At 60.2% G+C, this 18,157-nt stretch carries 16 protein-coding genes; 15 read left to right on the top strand and 1 reads right to left on the bottom strand.

Annotation, left to right across the window (positions count from 1 at the left end):
• Positions 1-76 precede the first annotated feature (76 nt).
• From ACFOTD_RS19270 to ACFOTD_RS19200, 15 genes are all read left to right on the top strand, one after another.
• Positions 77-1,768 carry a sensor histidine kinase gene (locus tag ACFOTD_RS19270; RefSeq protein WP_378121571.1) on the top strand — a complete coding sequence of 564 codons (1,692 nt, stop codon included), beginning with the start codon at positions 77-79 and terminating at the stop codon, positions 1,766-1,768.
• Complete coding sequence (locus ACFOTD_RS19265) at positions 1,765-3,228, top strand: response regulator transcription factor (protein WP_378121570.1); 1,464 nt, start codon at positions 1,765-1,767, stop codon at positions 3,226-3,228. Before ACFOTD_RS19270 ends, ACFOTD_RS19265 begins: the two co-directional genes overlap by 4 nt.
• A gap of 135 nt (positions 3,229-3,363) precedes the next feature.
• A complete protein-coding gene (locus ACFOTD_RS19260) occupies positions 3,364-5,091 on the top strand; it encodes an extracellular solute-binding protein (protein ID WP_378121569.1) in 1,728 nt (575 codons plus the stop codon).
• 30 nt (positions 5,092-5,121) lie between these two features.
• Positions 5,122-6,171 (top strand): phosphotriesterase family protein, encoded by a 1,050-nt coding sequence (locus ACFOTD_RS19255; protein ID WP_378121568.1) that lies wholly within the window; start codon positions 5,122-5,124, stop codon positions 6,169-6,171.
• Between the two features lie 118 nt (positions 6,172-6,289).
• Positions 6,290-9,319: a FlgD immunoglobulin-like domain containing protein gene (locus ACFOTD_RS19250; protein ID WP_378121567.1), complete on the top strand. Its 3,030-nt coding sequence runs from the start codon at positions 6,290-6,292 to the stop codon at positions 9,317-9,319.
• An 18-nt stretch (positions 9,320-9,337) separates the two neighbouring features.
• Entirely contained in the window at positions 9,338-10,411 is a 1,074-nt protein-coding gene (locus ACFOTD_RS19245) for a hypothetical protein (RefSeq protein WP_378121566.1), read from the top strand.
• Positions 10,408-11,193, top strand: coding sequence for an amidohydrolase family protein (locus tag ACFOTD_RS19240; RefSeq protein WP_378121565.1), 786 nt, complete (start codon positions 10,408-10,410; stop codon positions 11,191-11,193). The genes ACFOTD_RS19245 and ACFOTD_RS19240 overlap by 4 nt, the downstream gene beginning before the upstream one ends.
• Positions 11,190-12,002 carry an amidohydrolase family protein gene (locus tag ACFOTD_RS19235; protein WP_378121564.1) on the top strand — a complete coding sequence of 271 codons (813 nt, stop codon included), beginning with the start codon at positions 11,190-11,192 and terminating at the stop codon, positions 12,000-12,002. Before ACFOTD_RS19240 ends, ACFOTD_RS19235 begins: the two co-directional genes overlap by 4 nt.
• A gap of 38 nt (positions 12,003-12,040) precedes the next feature.
• The gene (locus ACFOTD_RS19230) at positions 12,041-13,528 is read left to right on the top strand and encodes a hypothetical protein (RefSeq protein ID WP_378121563.1); all 1,488 of its coding nucleotides are present in this window, start codon (positions 12,041-12,043) and stop codon (positions 13,526-13,528) included.
• 23 nt (positions 13,529-13,551) lie between these two features.
• Positions 13,552-14,751 (top strand): M24 family metallopeptidase, encoded by a 1,200-nt coding sequence (locus ACFOTD_RS19225; protein ID WP_378121562.1) that lies wholly within the window; start codon positions 13,552-13,554, stop codon positions 14,749-14,751.
• Between the two features lie 9 nt (positions 14,752-14,760).
• Positions 14,761-15,138, top strand: coding sequence for a sensory rhodopsin transducer (locus ACFOTD_RS19220; protein ID WP_378121561.1), 378 nt, complete (start codon positions 14,761-14,763; stop codon positions 15,136-15,138).
• A gap of 245 nt (positions 15,139-15,383) precedes the next feature.
• Complete coding sequence (locus ACFOTD_RS19215; RefSeq protein WP_378121560.1) at positions 15,384-16,265, top strand: carbohydrate ABC transporter permease; 882 nt, start codon at positions 15,384-15,386, stop codon at positions 16,263-16,265.
• A 22-nt stretch (positions 16,266-16,287) separates the two neighbouring features.
• The gene (locus ACFOTD_RS19210; protein ID WP_378121559.1) at positions 16,288-17,133 is read left to right on the top strand and encodes a carbohydrate ABC transporter permease; all 846 of its coding nucleotides are present in this window, start codon (positions 16,288-16,290) and stop codon (positions 17,131-17,133) included.
• A gap of 8 nt (positions 17,134-17,141) precedes the next feature.
• Entirely contained in the window at positions 17,142-17,414 is a 273-nt protein-coding gene (locus ACFOTD_RS19205) for a hypothetical protein (protein ID WP_378121558.1), read from the top strand.
• A 39-nt stretch (positions 17,415-17,453) separates the two neighbouring features.
• Positions 17,454-17,642, top strand: coding sequence for a hypothetical protein (locus ACFOTD_RS19200; RefSeq protein WP_378121557.1), 189 nt, complete (start codon positions 17,454-17,456; stop codon positions 17,640-17,642).
• A 304-nt stretch (positions 17,643-17,946) separates the two neighbouring features.
• On the opposite strand, the gene ACFOTD_RS19195 is transcribed toward ACFOTD_RS19200, so the two are convergent.
• Positions 17,947-18,081, bottom strand: coding sequence for a hypothetical protein (locus tag ACFOTD_RS19195; RefSeq protein ID WP_378121556.1), 135 nt, complete (start codon positions 18,079-18,081; stop codon positions 17,947-17,949).
• Positions 18,082-18,157: the final 76 nt, after the last annotated feature.

Raw genomic sequence — 18,157 nt, 5'->3', positions numbered from 1 at the left:
ATGCCCTATCTGGAGAGCGATCAAGAACAGCAGATTCCCCCTTTTTCCCAAGCTTCTCCTCACGCTGCTGGCCATCATGATCCCCCTTTTCGCGCTCAGCGTCACCTTGAACGAAAAAGGCAAACGGGAGGTCCAGCGTCAGATCGCGGACTCGATCACGACCGCCATGCATTACTACTTCATGACGCTCGAGCAGGAGCTGGGCCGCGTCATCCGCACTCAGCAGGAATTCATCAACGACGAAAGTCTGCTCGAGCTGAGCAACCAATACGCGATATTGACCGACTACGACCGTACGTCCACGACGAACGCGCTGCTGGCCAGGCTGAAGGCGTTCAAGGATTCGAGCGCGTACATCGCCAATATCAGCGTCTATGTGCCTTCCAACCGCGTGACCTTCTCGACCAAGGAGGGGGTGGACTATTCGGAGAGCGTGGCATCCGACATGATGAAGATCTCCCAGGCGATCTATGACGGGGGGATTCCGTTGACCTACTGGAACGAGGGGCTTTATCTCAACCTGACATATCCCTATTTTCCCGTCAAACCGGACGCATCCGTCAAGCCTCCGCAGTTCGTGCAAAATATCGAGCTCTCGATGCCTGCGCTGCGCCGCGCATTGGACGCCCTGCCGATCCAGGGAGGCGCAGTGCTGTTCGGCGACAGCTGGCAAGCCGCACGCGATCCGCTTCGCGAGCTGCTGCCCGAAGTAATGCGGCAGACGGCCGCGGACAGGGAGCGCGAGACGGCGTTCGCCCGGACCTTGCGCATCGGCGGCGATACCTACATGGCCATGTACGAAAAGTCGATGGTGTTGGACACGTCCTTGATCGTTTACTTCCCCAAGGATGTCATCGTCGGCCAGCTGAAAACGTACGGCACGTGGTCCTGGCTGCTCATCTGCGCCTCGCTGATCGTCATCATTCTCATGTCCTACAGCATCTATCTGCTCGTCCACCGGCCGTTCAAGCAGCTGATCGGGCGGTTCGTCAACCTTGAACGGGGCAATTTCGAGGCCGCCTTCAAGTCGCTTCGCAAGGACGAGTTCGGCTATTTGTACCAGCGATTCGACCGTACGATGGACCGGCTGAGGACGTTGATCGACCAGCTGTACGTGCAGAAGATCCGGCTGCAGCAGTCCGAGCTCAAGCAGCTGCAGATGCAGATCGCGCCTCATTTCCTCTACAACAGCTTCTACATTCTTCACCGGCTCATCCGCAACGGGGATAACGACACGGCCGAGCTGATGTCCAAAAATCTGGGCGAGTACTTCCAGTACATCACCCGCAACGGCCTCGAGGAGGTCGATCTGATCAGCGAGGTCCGTCACATCAGCTCATACATTGAGATTCAGAATATTCGTTTCTCGAACCGCATCCGCGTCGATATCGACCCGCTCCCCGAGCCGTATGAACGAATTAAAGTGCCGCGCCTGATCCTGCAGCCGCTGATCGAGAACGCTTACGAGCATGGCTTGGGCGATGTCGTGACCGAGGGACGGCTCCGGATTTCGTTCGAAACCGAGGAAGACCGCTTGTACTTCACCGTCGAGGACAACGGCAAGGGCTTTACGGCCGAAGCGGAGGCCGAGCTGCATCGCAAGCTTTTCAAAGACAAGGAAGAGGGCGAGACGACGGGCCTGGTCAATATTCAGAGACGGCTCAAGCTCAAGTTCGGCAGCGCCGGCGGCATCGAAGCTTCCAACGGCGACAGCGGCGGCGCCCGGATCCGGATCTATATCCCCTGCGAAGGAGGCGCAAAGCCATGACGCAAGTCCTGATCGTCGACGACGAACCGATCATCGTCAACAGCATCCATCAGCTGCTCTCGGAGACGGAGCGGATGGATCTCACCCTGCATCGCGCCTACAACGTATACGAGGCGCTCGATTGCCTGCAGCGGATGCGCATCGATATCGTCATCTCGGACATCCGCATGCCGGGCGTGACGGGCATCGAGCTGCAGGATCGTATCGTGCGGTCCTGGCCGCGCTGCAAAGTGATCTTCCTGACCGGATACAACGACTTTGATTATGCCCGGCAAGCGATTCGGTCCGGCGGCATCGTCGACTACGTGTTAAAAAACGAGGACGATCAGGTGCTGATCGATGCCGTCCGCAAGGCGCTCGAGCAGCTGGAGCAGGTAGAGAGCCGCGAAAAATACATGGCTGAATTAAAAAGCGAGCTGTACGTTCAGCAATCCTCCCTGCGGTCGGCCGTCCTGCTCAACCAGATGCTCGATCCGCTGGTCGCAGGCGGGGACAGGTCGGACCTTTTTACGGGAGCCGGCATCGCGCTCACGGCGGACAAGCCGGCGCTGCTCGTCGTCGCCCGCATCGACGAATGGAAGGATGGGACGGACGAGGCCGACCGTTCGCTGCTGCTCTATGCCTGCCAGAACGTCGCGGAGGAATATCTGCGGCCGTCGGCCGATTTTGTGTCGCTTGTGTTCGACGCGAACCGGCTGCTATGGTTCATCCAGCCGGGCGGCGAGGGCGGCGAGACGCCCTGGTCCGCGGCGGATCGCCCCGAGGAGGAAGTTTGGGCCAATCTCAGGTCCAGACTGTACGGCGTCATGGAGGTCGTGCAGGATACGTGCCGCCGCATGCTGCGTCTGTCCGTCTCCTTCGCGATCGGACGCGCGCCCGTCCCCTGGAACGGAATGTCCGCGCCGTTCCGCCATCTGAACGCGCTGCTCGGCGAGGACACCGAAGGCGCACGGTCGCTGCTCATTCAGGACAGCGACACCATACGGCCGCAGGCTGCGCCGTCGGACTCGACCGCGACCAGGGAAGTGCCGGGACAACAAGGTACGGCTAAATTGGCGTCCGATGCGAGGCTAGGGCAGGAACAGGGTACGGGGACAACAATTTGCCAGGATCAGTCCGAGGAGGCGCAGCAGCATCGGCTGGTCGTCCGGCTGAACGGCTATATTCAGGACCATCTGCACGGCGATCTGTCGCTGACCCGGCTGTCCGAGGTCGTGCATCATAGTCCGACCTATCTGTCCCGCCTCTACAAGCGAATGACCGGCCGGATGCTCTCGGACTATATTACGGACGAGCGGATGGAGCGGGCCCGGTCGCTGCTGGCCGAGCCTGCGCTTCGTATCCAGGACGTCGCATCGCGGATCGGATACGAGGCGGCGCCGCAGTTCAACCGGTCGTTCAAGAAACGATACAAAATGACGCCGCAGGAGTACAGGGACCGCCTGCTGTACGGCGAATAACGCAGGCCTTACGCCTGCGATCCGAACACCGCAACAGATGTCAAGGAAGTCAACATCGGCAAATAGCCGCCTGCCGGGCTTGCTTCTATACTGAAGCAGAAGACGACAGAAACATAGAAACGGGAGGAATCGGCAATGAAAAGACGGACGGCAAAGGTCGGACTCATGTCCGTTCTGGCAGGCGCCATGGTGCTCGTATCGGCGTGCAGCGGAACGAACAAGGAAGAGAGCGGTCAGACGGCGGGGTCGACGGCGGAGAGTACGGCTTCGGCTTCGGGTACGTCAACCAGCTCGGCAAGCGGCGCGGAAAAAGCGGATCCGTTCGGCAAAATCGACCCGCCCGTCGAACTGACGGCCGTCCGGTCGATCGATCCGACGGTCAAGTACGAGAACGGCGACACGATCGAGCAGAATGCCTGGACGAAGCTTTACGAGCAGGAATTCGGCATTAAGCTCAAGTACATGTGGGTGACCGACCCTTCCCAGTACGCGCAAAAGTTCAACGTCACGATGGCGTCCGGCAAGCTGCCCGACATTATGCCGGTTAGCGGCATTCAGCTGCAGCAGCTGGTCGACGCCGGCCAGCTCGAAGATCTGACGCAGCCGCTCGAGCAGTACGGCTCCGATCGGACGAAGGAGCTGCTCGCGAAGGACGGCGGGGTCGGCCTGGACTCCGCGACGTTTGGAGGCAAGCTGCTCGCGCTGCCGGTCAATCCGGGCTCCACGGACAGCGCGACGCTGCTCTGGGTGCGGACGGATTGGCTGAAGAAGCTGAACCTGCCCGAGCCGAAGACGACGGAGGACATCTACAAGATCGCCCAGGCGTTCGTTAACGACGATCCGGACGGCAACGGCAAGAAGGATACGTACGGACTCGGATTGTCCAAGGAATTTTACGGCGGCATTCCGGAGCTTGGCAGCGGGATGTCGGCGGTAGAAGGCTTCTTCAACGCCTACCACGCTTATCCGCATATTTGGGTGAAGGACGCGAGCGGCGAGCTCGTCTACGGCAGCATCCAGCCGGAAGTGAAGACGGCGCTCGCCGAGCTGCAAAAGATGTACAAGGAAGGCCTGATCGATCGCGAGTTCGGCGTCAAGGACTCGGAAAAGCTGATCCAGGCCGTCAACTCGGGCAAGCTCGGACTGTTCTACGGGCCGATGTGGGTGCCGCTCGTATTCGGCGAGGGCCGCAAGCTCGATCCGAACATGGATTGGAAGCCGCTCCCGCTGCCTTCCGTAGACAGCGAGCCGTCCAAGCCGCAAACCGTATTTAACATTACGCAGTACTATGCCGTACGCAAGGGCTCCGAGCATCCGGAAGCCGTGGTGAAGATGCTGAACGCCTTCCATAACAGCTGGGATCCGGCGAAATATCCGGCCACGGAGATCAGCCAGAACGGCGACGTGCAAAAGTGGGCTTACGCGCTCGTGACGGGCGCCAACCCGACGCAGAACCTGGATGCTTATAAACGGGTCAAGGAAGCGATCGAAAAGCAGGACGAGTCGCTGCTCGATCCAAAGGCGCCCGGCCAGCCGGTCATTTACAAGGCGATCAACGACTTCAAGGCCGGCGATCAGAGCGGCTGGGGCTATACGCGCGTATTCGACGTCGGCGGCGCCCAGGAGATCATCAATCAATACAACGAAAACGACGGCTTGAAGCTGACGGAATTCATCGCTTCGCCGACCGAGGCGATGGTCGAAAAGCAGCCTACCCTGCAGAAGCTGGAGCTCGAGACGTTCACGAAAATCGTCATGGGCGGCGCTTCGGTCGATTCGTTCGACGACTTCGTCGCGAACTGGAAGAAGCTCGGCGGAGACGCCATCACCGCGGAAGTGGCCAAATGGGCCGCGTCCAAGTGACGGCAGCCGGCGGAAAAGAGGGCGAATGACATGGCAATCATGACGGTCACCGGACGCGTGTCCGCAGACAGCCTGGGGTGGGTGCTGCCCCATGAGCATGCCTTTATCGATCTGCGCCCGCTGGTGCCCGAGCCGAGCTTGATCTCGGCCAAGGCGCTGTTGCGCGAAAAGGTCAGCCTCGCCAACTCGGGCCGGCTGCGGCGCAATCCGTACGCGGTGCTCGACAACGCCGTACTGGACGAGGCCGCCGTCGCCCGCGACGAGCTGCTGGCGTTCAAGCGGGCGGGGGGAGGCACCTTCGTCGACCTGACGCTGCGGGACATCGGCAGAGATCCGCTGCTGCTGGCAGGCCTGTCGAGAGAAGTAGGCATTCACATCGTGGCGGGGTGCGGCTATTATATTCGCGCGACGCACCCGCCGGATATGGATGCCAGGACGGTGGAGGAGATCGCGGCGGAGCTGCTCGGCGACATTCGCGAAGGGATGGAGGGTACGTCCGTCAGAGCCGGCGTCATCGGCGAGATCGGCACCAGCGAGATCATTTATCCCAACGAGCGCAAGACGCTGATCGCCTCCGCCCTCGTACAGAAGGAGACCGGGCTTGGCCTGCACGTACACACCGATCTCTACGAGACGAACGGCTACGAGGTCATCGATATTTTGGCCGGTCACGGCGCCGACGCGGGTAAAATCTGCATCAACCATATCGACGTGGATATCCGGATGGACTACTTGCGGGGACTGCTGGAGCGCGGGGTTTACGTGGAGTTCGACAACTTCGGCAAGGAGTTCTACGCCGACAAGCGGGACAGAAGCGTGCTGCGGGGGCGGTTCGCCAGGGATATCGAGCGCGTCGAAGCGATCCGGACGCTGATCGAATGGGGCTATCTGAGGCAAATCCTCGTCTCGAACGATATTTGCCTGAAAAACGGCCTGCATCGATACGGCGGCTGGGGTTACGACCATATGCTGACCAACATCGTGCCGATGATGGAGGATGCGGGCATCGAGCCCTGGCAGATCGAGACGCTGATGCGCGGCAACCCGGCAGTCTTCATGGACGACGGCAAGCCGTTGTAAGCGGAACGGGTGCCGGCACGTTTAGTTGAATACGAAGTAAAAGAAACCGAGCGCCGGACGGCGGCGGCCGTCCCGTATTTTGTATTAATACGACTAATCGGATCGGGAGAGTGTATTTATGTCCAAGCGACTGCTTCCCGTTTTACTGGCCTCCTTCTTTCTCGCTTTTCTTCTCGTCTTATGGCCTGCGTCGTCCGAGGCCGCCGATACGGATATTCAAAACGGCAGCTTCGTCTTGTTCGGAGGTGCGTCGTCCGTATCGGACGGCGGCGCCTCCGACGGCTCCGCGGCGCATATGGGCAACAGCGGGCTCGGCTGGAACATCCAGTATCGCAATTGGGACTTCGGCAGCCTGAAGCCCGGCGCATCCTACGAGATTTATGCCCGGGTCAAGGTGCATCACGCGGTATCCGCGCCGACGGGCGGCGCCTTCAGCCTGGCCGTTTACGATATGACCAACGCCCGCTACGTGCTGGCAGAGCGGACGATCGTGGCTTCGGCTACGACGAACGACGTATGGGCCAATTACAAGATCGGCACGTTTAAGCTGAACAACGGCGTGAACCTGCTCTCGTTCTACGTCGCGCAGACAAACAACGCCGCCCAGGTGTCCGACATCTACGTCGACAAGTTTATCTTCCGGGAGTATGTGCCGTATACGATCGAGGACAACAGCTTCCTGCTGGCCGGAGGCGCGGCGCTCGTGCATGAGCCGACCGCGGCGGACGGCAGCGCCGCCCGCATGGCGAACGGACCGGGCGCCGGCAGGAACATTCAGGCGCCGATCGACGGCGCGCGCATCGAGGCAGGCGTGCCGTACGATGTCAGCGTCGTCGTCAATACGGAGCGGTCGAACTTCCTGCATGCGACCGGCGATGCATTCGGCGTAGGCGTATACGATGCCACTGCCGGCGCTTTCGTATCGCCGCCCAAGGTGTATACGACCGCCGACGACGCGATCAAGTTTCGCTACGCTTTCGTGTGGGGAATCACGCTGCCGGCCAGCGTTACCTTAAATCCCGCGCACGACAACCGCGTCGTCTTCTATCAGGTGGACAATGCCGGACAGTATCAGGCGCTCCGCGTCGACAAGGTCATTCTGACCAAGTACGCCGTCGACGACGGCGCCGCGCCGCTCATTAGCGCCTATCCGTACAAGATCTCGCCGGGCAATGCCGACGGCTTGAACGATACGACGGAGATTAACTATCAGTTGACCGGCACGCAGACCGTCTCCGTCACGGTCAGCAATTCAAGCCACGCGATTGTCAGGACGCTGCTGAGCGGCGTGTCGCAATCCGGCGCGAACAAGCTGACGTGGGACGGCAAAAACGCGAGCGGCGGGGTCGTGCCGAACGATCTGTACACGGTGGAGGTCAAGAGCGGCAGCACGGTGCTGCTGTCGCAAAACGTGCTTGTGCAAAACGGCGTATCGGTGACCGCGCCGACCGTGAATACGGCCAAGGATTATTTTCCCAAGGGCGTCTGGTTCGAGGGGGCGGCGATCCCGAAAAATTCGGCGGACGCGGCGGCATACGCCAAAGCGGCATTCGAAAAAATCCGGGATGCCGGGATGAATACCGTCATCATCGCCAACTTCAACCCGGACGATACCGCCGTATTCACGGCGGTGTTGGACGAAGCGGCTGCCTGCAATCTCAAGCTGATCATTCACGCCTACGTGTTCCGCACCGTTTACAACGATGCCCTGAATAACGACGAGAGCGCCATGTACCAGGCGATCGCGGCCAACCTGGCGCCGCTCAAAAACCATAGCGCCCTGTTCGGCTACCTCCTGTACGACGAGCCGCCGCACAACAATCCGCGGCTGGTCGATACGCTGACCGACATGAAGCGGATGATGGAATCGATCGATCCCGCGCACCCGGTCATGGTCGACTTAAGCGGCGTGCACAGCGCCGAGGAGTACTATCCTTCGACGCAGACGCAGATGCTCACCTCCGATCCGTACGGCGCGCTGGCCGGACGCAATGCCGGCGACTTTACGAATCTGGGCTATCCGAACGTCCACTATGAAAACCTGCTGGACCTGCTGACGCTGCAGGTTCGCAGAACGCCGGCCAACGCCGCGCCGTTCTGGACGATTCTGCAAGCGTTCGGCCAGGAGGGCTGGTACCGGGAGCCGACGGAGCCCGAGATCCGGGCGATGACCTACGAAGCGATCGGACGGGGCTCCAAGGGCTTCTACTACTTCATGTACCAGACGGAGATCGATTGGGAAGGCATGGTCGACGCTCAGGGCATTCCTACGGTCAAGTACGGCTGGATCTCGCAGTTGCTCTCCGAGATCGAGACGCTGAAGCCGACCATCCTCGGCATGCGGAAGATCGCGAACGCGGCGACGGCATCGGGCGGCGGCGGAGGCAGCGGCGCGTATGCGAACGCGGACGTGACCACGCATGAGAATGCGGCGACCGGCGACAAGTACCTCGTCGTCGTCAACCACAACGTCGCTTCGAGCGCGCCGGTCACGATTACGATCGACAGGAGCAAGCTCGGCATCGACATTAGCGGGATTACCGACGTCTATGCCAATGCCGCCGTATCTTATACGGCTTCCGCAGGGAGCTATACGATCAGCGGACTCAGCTTCGCGCCGGGAGCCGGCAAGGTGCTCAAGCTGACGAAGAGCGCGTCCATGCAGACCGTATCGGGGCAGGACGGCGCGTTCACCGTCTTCGGCGGCGCGCAGAAAAACCAGGCGGACGTCTCCGCTTCGGATTCGTCGTCGGCCGTCCAGACGACAGGCGCGACGGCCGGTTGGAACATGCAGTGGTATTGGAACAAAACCAGCTTCGTGCCTGGCGCGACCTACGATCTGTATGCCGTCGTGAAAATCAAGTATGCGCACGACGTCGTTTACGACGCCAATCAGTACCCTTCGTTCCCTCAGCCGACGGGCGATGCCTTCACGGCGGCCGCGTTCGACGGCACGACGAATACGTACGTGACGGCGCCGATTACCGTGGCGGCAGGCAGTATGGAGAACATGTTCTGGCATACGGTCAAGATCGGCACGTTCGTACCGTCGCAGACGCATACGGAGTACGTCTACGTGGCGCCGGCAGCCAACGCGAGCCAGGTGCAAGCCGTTTACGTGGACCGGTTCTACTTCGTCAAACATTAGCAAAGGAGCAAGCGGCAGATGAGAATCGGAACGAGCTACTTCGGCAGCCGCGCGGTCCGGCATGTCGCCGGCGATATGGAGCGGCTGCGCCTGCTGGGCTTTACGGACGTGCTCCATACGTTCAGCGAAGAGGATATGGAATATTATCGGGACTCCGTGCGGGATATCGCCGCGGAGAGCCATGCACGCGGACTGACCGTTTATATGAGCCCCTGGTCGGTGGCCAATATTTTCGGCGGCCAGGCGCTCTCCAAGTTCGTCGGCTACCATCCCGAGGAATGCCAGGTCGGCTCAGACGGGAAAACGTACCCGGCCGCCTGCCTGAACAGCGAGAAGCTGTTCGAGCTGATGATCCGGTGGGTCGACGCCGTCAAGGCGGCCGGCGCCGATGTCGTCTTCTGGGATGAGCCGCACTGGCTGCTGTACGAGACGGGGCTGTTCGACATGGATCCTTCCGTCTGGGGATGCCGGTGCGCGCGATGCAAGGATCTTTACAGAGAGCGGTACGATGTCGATATGCCTCTGGAGGAGACGGATGAAGTCGTCGGATTCAAGCACGACAGCGCCGCGCGGCTGCTCTTCCAACTGTCCGCCTATGCCAAGTCGCTCGGCCTGCGGGTGGCGGTGTGCCTGCTGCCCATGCTGAAGTCCGAGCGCGATTGGCAGCACTGGCACGAGATCGCGTCGCATCCGGACATCGATATTTTCGCTACGGATCCGTATACGATGCTCGGCGAGACGGGCTTGGACGACTATTACAGCCTCGGCGCCGAAAAGTTCGTGTCTTTCTACGCAGGCAAGGTGAAGGAACTGTGCGAGCGCTACGGCAAGGAGGGACAGATCTGGATTCAGAACTTCATGGTCCCGCGCGGCAGGGAAGACGAGGTTGCCGTGGCCGTCAAGGCGGCTTACGGCGCAGGCATCCGGAACATCTTCGCCTGGGGCTTCGAAGGCTCCGCGAACATGGGGTTTCTCCGCTGCGACGATCCGCAGGCGGCATGGGCGAGCTATACGGCCGCGGTCCGCGAAGCGGCCAGGGAAGATGAAGGAGACACGGAAGCGCCCGGACCGGATCGGGGGGAATCGGCTTGAGATTCATCGATAGCAGCTGCGCCATCGGCTATAAGACCGTCAACTATGAAGTGGTCAATCACGAAAACTTCCTCGTGCGGGAGAAGGTCAAGCAGGCCCGGAACGCGGAGGAGCTGCTCGCGGAGCTGGACTTCTGCGGCATCGACGGCGCGGTCGTCAGCCATCAGACGATGGCCGACGTAGACCCCGATTACGGCAACCGCTTCGTGATGGAGGAGGTCGCAAAGGCGCCGGACCGGCTCTATCCGACGTGGACGATTCTCCCGCCCGTCACGGAGGCGCAGTACGCGCCGGAGCGGCTGTTCCCGGCGATGAAGGCGTCGGGCGTCAAGATGCTGCGCGCTTATCCCGAGCGCAATCGCTACATGCTGAGCAAGGTGGGCATGGGCGAGCTGCTCGGAGAGATCGAGGCGGCGCGCATCCCGCTGTACCTGTCGCCGAGCGAAGGTTGGCCGATGATCTACGAGGTACTGAAGGAATATCCGAACCTGACGGTCATTTTGTACAACTACGGCTTGTGGAGCCATTCGCGCTTCACGTTCCCGCTGTTCCGGGCGTACGGCAACGTGTACATCGAGAGCGGGGACATGCAAACGGCGGGCGAGATTAAGGAAATCTGCGGCAAGTTCGGGTCCGAGCGCATCCTGTTCGGCTCCGACTTCCCGAGCAATGCGATCGGCGGTCCGCTGGCGGCGCTGCTCGGATCGGGCATCGGCCGCGAAGAGCTGGCGAACATCGCCAGTCTCAATCTCGAACGGCTATGGAACGAGGTGAAGCTATGAGACTGGGCAGGATGACCAATCCGTCGCTGCTGGCGAGAGAGTTCGCGGACACGGGCAGGCTGGACAGCCAGCCCATCATCGATATGCATACGCATATGGGGCCTTTCTACGGCACGTATTTGCCCGAGGCGAACCTCGACACGATGATCGCGACGATGGACAGGGAGCATATCGAGCTGATCCTCTCAGCGCCGCACAGCGCCTTGTTCGATCCGGTGGGAGGCAACCGGGAGATCCGTGCGGCTATGCGGCAATATCCCGACAGGGTGCTCGGCTATTATGTGGTCAATCCGCACTACGACCACGATCTGGAGCGGGATCTCGCCGAGTTCGACAGCGTCGGCGGCTATGTCGGCTTTAAGGTGCTGCCGGATTATCACAAGTACCCGCTGACGGGAGAGCGGTACCGCCGCATTTACGAGTTCGCCAACGAGCGCGGCCTGCTTCTGCTCTCCCATACATGGGGCCACAGTCCGTACAATCCGCCGCAGATGATCGCCGAGCTGTCGCGCGAATACGGCAATATGACCTTTCTTCTCGGCCATTCCGCGCCGGGAGAGACCGATTATGCGATCGGCCTGGCGAAGGCGCAGTCCAACGTTTATCTGGAGCTGTGCGACACGGGGCGGCTAAGCGGCATGATCGGCAAAATGGTGCGGGAGGCCGGGGCGGAAAAGGTGCTGTTCGGCACGGATTTCCCTTGGTACGACCCGCATTACATGCTGGGAAGCGTGCTGTTCTCCGGCATCGGGGACGAAGAGATCCGACACATCGTTTATTACAACGCGAAGCGGCTGCTGGGGCGATAGCGCCCCTGGCCGTTCATAAGGGAAAGGCAGTGAACAGCTTGACGGATATCGTAATCGAATCGTTCGAGACGGCAAAAGGAAATGTATTCGGCGATCTGCTGACGGAGAGGACAGCGCGCAGGCCGCTCCGAATCGGACTGGTGACGGTCGGCTTCTTCGAGTACTGGCGGATGTTCCCGGTGACGCTCAAGGAGAACGTCACCGCGGATATGACAAAGGTGCGCGAACGGCTGGCGCAGGAATTGTCCGGCGAGGAGCTCGTATGGCCGGGTCTCATCGATACGCTGGATGCGGCGGAGGCCGCAGGCCGTCTGCTCGCCGAGCGGCAAGTCGACTTTATTATTTATGCGGCGGGCACCTATTGTCCGGACTACATGGCGATCCAGGCGCTGGAGCATGTCCGGCACGTGCCGGTGCTCTTGTTCAATACGCAGCACGACAACAAGATCGATTTGAAGACGAACTATGAAAATATACTGCGCAACAGCGCGCTGATCGCGAATCTGCAGCTGGCCGCCACCTTCCGCAAGATGGGGTGGTATCCGGACCTCAAGGTGGTCGTCGGCGCGATCGGCGACGAGGAAGCCTATCACGAAATGGGGACGTATATCCGCGCGTTCAAGGCGTTCCGCGAGCTGCGGCAGACGAACATCGGGGTCATCGGCCACGTCTTCCGCGGCATGTACGACTTCGAATACGACAAGACGATGATCAAAGGAACGCTGGGGCCGAATCTGATCGCCATCCAGATGGACCATCTGCTGGAGCGCTTCCGCGAGGCGACGGCGGAGGAGATCGGCGCCGTACGGGAGGAGGCCGAAGGCCGGTTCAACATCGTCGGCCTCGGCGCGGACGATATCGCCAAGTCCGCGCGGCTGGCCGTCGCGCTGCGCAATACGCTGGAGCGCTTCCGGCTCGACGGCCTGACGCTGCTGGGACAGCATTACGTAGAGCAGAAGACGGGCACGACGCCATATCTCGCGAATACGCTGCTGCACGAAGAGAGCCGCTATGTCGTGAACACAGAAGGCGACGTCCACGGGCTCATCGTCATGATGCTGATGCACAAGCTCAGCGGCAAGGTGCCGGCTTATGCCGAATGGGGCGAATATGACGAGGCGCGCAACGCGCTGCTCATGGTGCATCACGGCTTCGCGGATCCGTCCTATGCGCGGGACCGGAGCGCGGTCAAGGTCAACCGTTCGCCGGAGCAATGGGGCCTGCAGGGCGCGGGCTTCGGCTTCGAGTATACGCTGAAGCCGGGCACGGTGACGATCGCGCATCTCATCATCGATGCCGAAGGCTACAAGATGCTGATTCTGAAGGGCGAGGCGCTGGACGTGCCGGACAACATCCCTTGCGAGGAGATCACGGCGGTCGTGCGGGTCGAGAAGCCGATCAAGGCGTTTTTACGGGATTTAATCACGGAGGGCTTTGCGCATCACTGCATTATCGGCTACGGCGACATGACCGGGGAGCTCTCGCATATCGCGGACCTGATGAAGATTCGCAAAGTCATTTACTAATCGGTTAATCGGAGGTTATAGGTATGCCTGGAAATATATCCGCGGCGGAGTACCGGGAACGGATCGAACGCTTGAAGCTGCTTATGGCAGAAAAAGAACTGGACGCCTGCCTCGTATACGGCGACGAATACCGCAAGGAAAATTTGCGCTATGTCAGCAATTACTGGCCGCTGTTCGAACGGGGAGCGACGCTCGTGCGCCAGCACGGCGAGCCCATCGTCATCGCCGCGCCGGAAGGCGAGCTGATGTGCCGCGAGATGACCGTCTGGGACGATATTCGCCTGCTGCCGCAGTTCACCTGCGTCACGGTGCCGGACGAGATCGAATATCCGCAAGCGAACTATACGAGCCTGAAGGTCATCATGGATGAATTGAGAGCGCAAGGCCCTCTTCGCAGAATCGGCATCTCGGGGATCGACGCGATGTCGGCGCCGCTGCTGAAGTCGATCGAGGACAGCCTGGAAGGCGCGGAATGGGTCGACGCCGGCGATCTGCTGTTCCGGCTGCGCATGACCAAGACGGAGGCCGAGGTGGAATGCCTCCGGACGGCGGCCAGAATCGCGGACGCGGGTTATCGGCGGATGATCGAGAACGTGAAGCCCGGCATGACGGAGCTCGAGCTGTCTGCGTTCGCATACGGCGAATGCATGAAGCAAGGCGCGGAGTCCGTGCCGTTTATCGTTATGGCGAGCGGAGAGCGGGTCCGCACGATCATCGGACGTCCGACAAGCAAGGTGATCGAAGACGGCGACATGATCATGACCGCGATTGCGGTTCAATTCGAGGGATATGTGGCTACGGTCGGCTTCCCGTTCGTCGCCGGCACGATGAGCGACGAGCAGCGCGCATTTATTGACCTGCTGGTCGAAGCCGAAGATATCGCGCTGTCCAAACTGAGGCCCGGCGCGCTTCAACGCGAGCTGGTGCAAGCGGTTAAAGGTTATTTCGCGGACCGTAACGTGACGCGCTACGATCTGTACCCGCCGCTTCACGGCTGCGGCTTGGCCGAGGCCGAATCTCCGTATCCCGACGAGAACAGCGAAGCGCGCTTCGAGGCCGGGATGACGGTGAACACGGATATCAGCCTGTTCGGCCATCCCCATGGCTCGAATCGGGTCGAGGAGAGTCTGGTCGTCACGGCCGACGGCTACGAATCGATGTCCGCGCTCGTCCGCACGCTGAGCGCCAATTGGAAAAAGACCGGCGCAGTGTCGGTCGGTTAGGAGGCTGTCATGAGCAAGCAAGGGGCTAAAAACTGGTACGTGATCGACGGCTACCTTCCCTTCAAAGGCAAGGTGGACGACGAGCCGTTCGAAGGACACGAAGCGATCATGATTCTGAACTGCCACGACGAGCAGGCGGTCGTTCGGATGGACATCTACTATGAGGACCGGGAGCCCGATGCCGGCATCGAGATCGTCGTGCCCGCCCGCCGGGTCAAATGCGTCCGCATGGATCATCCGGAGGAGATCGGAGGCGTCGAGCTGGGGCGGCAAGTCCAGTATTCGCTGCGCTTCCACAGCGACATCGAGGTCGTCATCCAGTACGGCAGAATGGATATCGCCCAGCCGAATCTGGCGTATATCGGTTTGATGGGATATTCGGAATGACGTCTGCGCGGGCGGTTTTCCGCAGCCTCGCATTACGCTTAAGCCAGGTACGACCAATTACAATTCCTCTTGGCGCCCCCGCCGCCCGAATAGAACATTTTGATGCTGTCCGCATCTCGAAGCCGCCCCCCGGGCGGCTTTTTTTGCATGGATATGTGCGATGAAGACGATGGTTTTGTTCCTTATGGGATCGGCCCGCGGTTGGTAGACTGGAGCTATTCATTCGAGAAGCGAGGTTAACGCGCATGTACAACAACTGGATGAGAAGGCAGCGCCTGCTCGGCTACGTGTTCATCGGCCCCAGCATGCTCGGGGTGCTGGTGTTTTTCCTGATCCCGGCCGTCTATTCGTTCGGCCTCATGTTCACGAATTACAAGTTCATGAACCCGAACGTCGATTTCGTCGGCACAGACAACATCGTCCGCATGCTGCACGACGACCTGTTTTATCTGTCGCTGCGCAACACGGTCATTTTCCTGCTCGCGGTGCCGGTGTCGATCGCGCTCGGCTTCGTCGTCGCGGTCATTTTGAATCAGAAGATTTATTTAAAAAAGCTGCTGCGCGGCTTGTACTTCATGCCTTATATCACGAGCGGGGTCGCGGTCGCTTTCGTCTGGATGCTGCTGTTCCAGCCGAAGCAGGGGCCGATCAACGGGTTTCTCCGCAGCATCGGCATCGAGCATCCGCCGGGCTGGCTGTCGACCACGACGTCCTCGATGTACGCGATCGATATCATATGGGTGTGGTTCCTGCTCGGCTACAACATGATCATCTACCTGGCCGCGCTGCAGGAGGTATCGTCCGAGCTGCTCGAGGCCGCCAAGATCGACGGCGCCAGGCCGACGCAGATTTTGCGCAAAATCATCTGGCCGCTCGTCAGTCCGACGACGTTCCTGCTGCTCATCACGGGCCTCATCATGACGATCAAGACGTTCGGCATCATCCAGGCTACGACGCAGGGCGGACCGGGCAACAGCACGACGATCCTGTCGCTTTACGTTTACCAGAACGCATTCCGTTACTACGATATGGGCTATGCCGCCACAGTCTCCTGGGCGCTGTTCTTGATCATTCTGCTTATCACCCTCCTGCAGTGGCTGGGTCAAAAAAAATGGGTGCACTATTAAGCCGCCAAGGAGGGCATCAGCGATGGAGCTTAAACGCAGATTGACGTCGGGCGCGGCCGGAAGGCTGCTCGTCACGGTCATCATGCTGGCGCTTGCGATCGTCATGATCATTCCTTTCCTGTGGATGATCAGCACGTCGCTCAAGACGCCGGCCGAAGTATTCAAGTATCCGATCGAGTGGATTCCGTCGCATCCGACATGGGCGCATCATCACAAGGTGTGGACCGGTCCGAAGAGCTTCGGCACGTATTATCTCAATTCGCTCAAAATCTCGATCATCGGCATGGTCGGCGCGACGTTTCTGTCGGCGTTCGCGGCTTACGGCTTTGCCCGAATCGAGTTCAAGGGGCGCAACGCGCTGTTCATGATCTACCTGTCGATGATGATGGTGCCGCCGCAGGTGCTATTCGTGCCGAAGTTCATCATGTTCGAGTGGGCAGGCATCTACAATACGCATCTGGCGCTTATCCTGCCGGGCCTGTTCACGATTTTCGGGGTGTTCATGCTGCGCCAGTTTTTCCTGTCCATCCCGCACGAGATTTCCGAATCGGCGTTCCTCGACGGGGCCGGCCACTTTCGCATCTTTTTCCGGCTCGTCCTGCCGCTGGCCAAGCCCGCGCTCGCGACGCTCGCCATCATCGACTTCTCCTGGCAGTGGAACGACTACGAGAACGCGCTCGTTTTTCTGATCGACGAGAAGCTGTACACGGTCCCGCTGGGCTTGCAAAATTTCATCTTAGAAAACACGGTCGACTATAACGGCATGATGGCCGCGGCGTCCGCCGGCATCCTTCCGATGATCGCGGTCTTCGTCATCGGCCAGCGCTTCATCATTCAAGGCTTGACCAATTCTGCGGTAAAAGGGTGAATCGGCATATGCGCACGGAAACGATGATTAGCGAGATGACGGTCTCCATCGTGCGGCGTAACGCTTCGATTCGCTCGCATCAGGCTGCCGAGGCGCTTATGCGCGCGCTCGCGTTCGAGCATGGCGCAACGCCGAACGCCGGTCGACGCTCGAAGATCACGACGAGACGCAGACCGTCGTCGCGTGGGAGCATGAAAAAGCTCGTCGGGCGGCCGTTCTGCTCCAGCGTGCTCGGCGAGACGGCAGCCTGTTCGCCGGTGCAGGCCGTCAGGGGGTTATAATCGTCCGTATAACGGACTGAACCTGCGGGCGTCCGAGCCTTGGTTGGCGGAGAAGCTTGGCTCGCGCTCGTGTGGGAGCAGCTCGTCTCCGTGCGCGAGGTGCGCCTTACCTGGAACGACGACGTGAACGAGGACCCGATCAACCTGCATCATCACCGCATGACGGACGCGGACCGCGTCGTCGGGCGCACGAACGGCACCGCGTGCGCTACGCGTAACAAGGCATAAGCATCGGCGCGAGTGCCGGCGAGAGAGGCGCTGGCACTCGCGTCGATGCTTTTTGGCGTGCGTATTGTGGGCACGGATTGCGCGTCAGAATTGCGGGGTGCGAAATAGAAATAGTTGTTAAAGAGCAGTTAATTTCGGCGTTTTTGAGTGGGAGGAGGAAATAGTTGTCAAAAGGCATTTAATTCGAGTGTAGGCGGGACTATTGCAGGTTTTATGAGAAATTAACTGCCTTTTAGCAACTATCCTATCGTTGAGCGGCACTAACGAAAAAATAACGTCCTTTTGACAACTATTCCCCCTACGGTTATCGCCGCAGTCCCGCCCAGATGCTCTGAATCACCTCATGCATCAGATGATCGAGAGAGTACCACGATCCGCCCGAGAGCGCGCCAAGCTGCCCCAACGCCTTCCCGATAGAAGGCGATTCGCCCTCGAGCACTTCCGAGCACCCCCGAGCGCCGCGAAGCGCCCATATCGCAAAAAGCCCTTCCCGGGCGCACGTCCGAGGGAGAGGC

The sequence above is a fragment of the Cohnella sp. GCM10012308 genome, from assembly GCF_042649185.1.
Taxonomy (GTDB): Bacteria; Bacillota; Bacilli; order Paenibacillales; family Paenibacillaceae; genus Cohnella.
The sequence above is the reverse complement of the archived record's forward strand: the minus strand, read 5'-3'. Positions and strand labels throughout refer to the sequence as shown.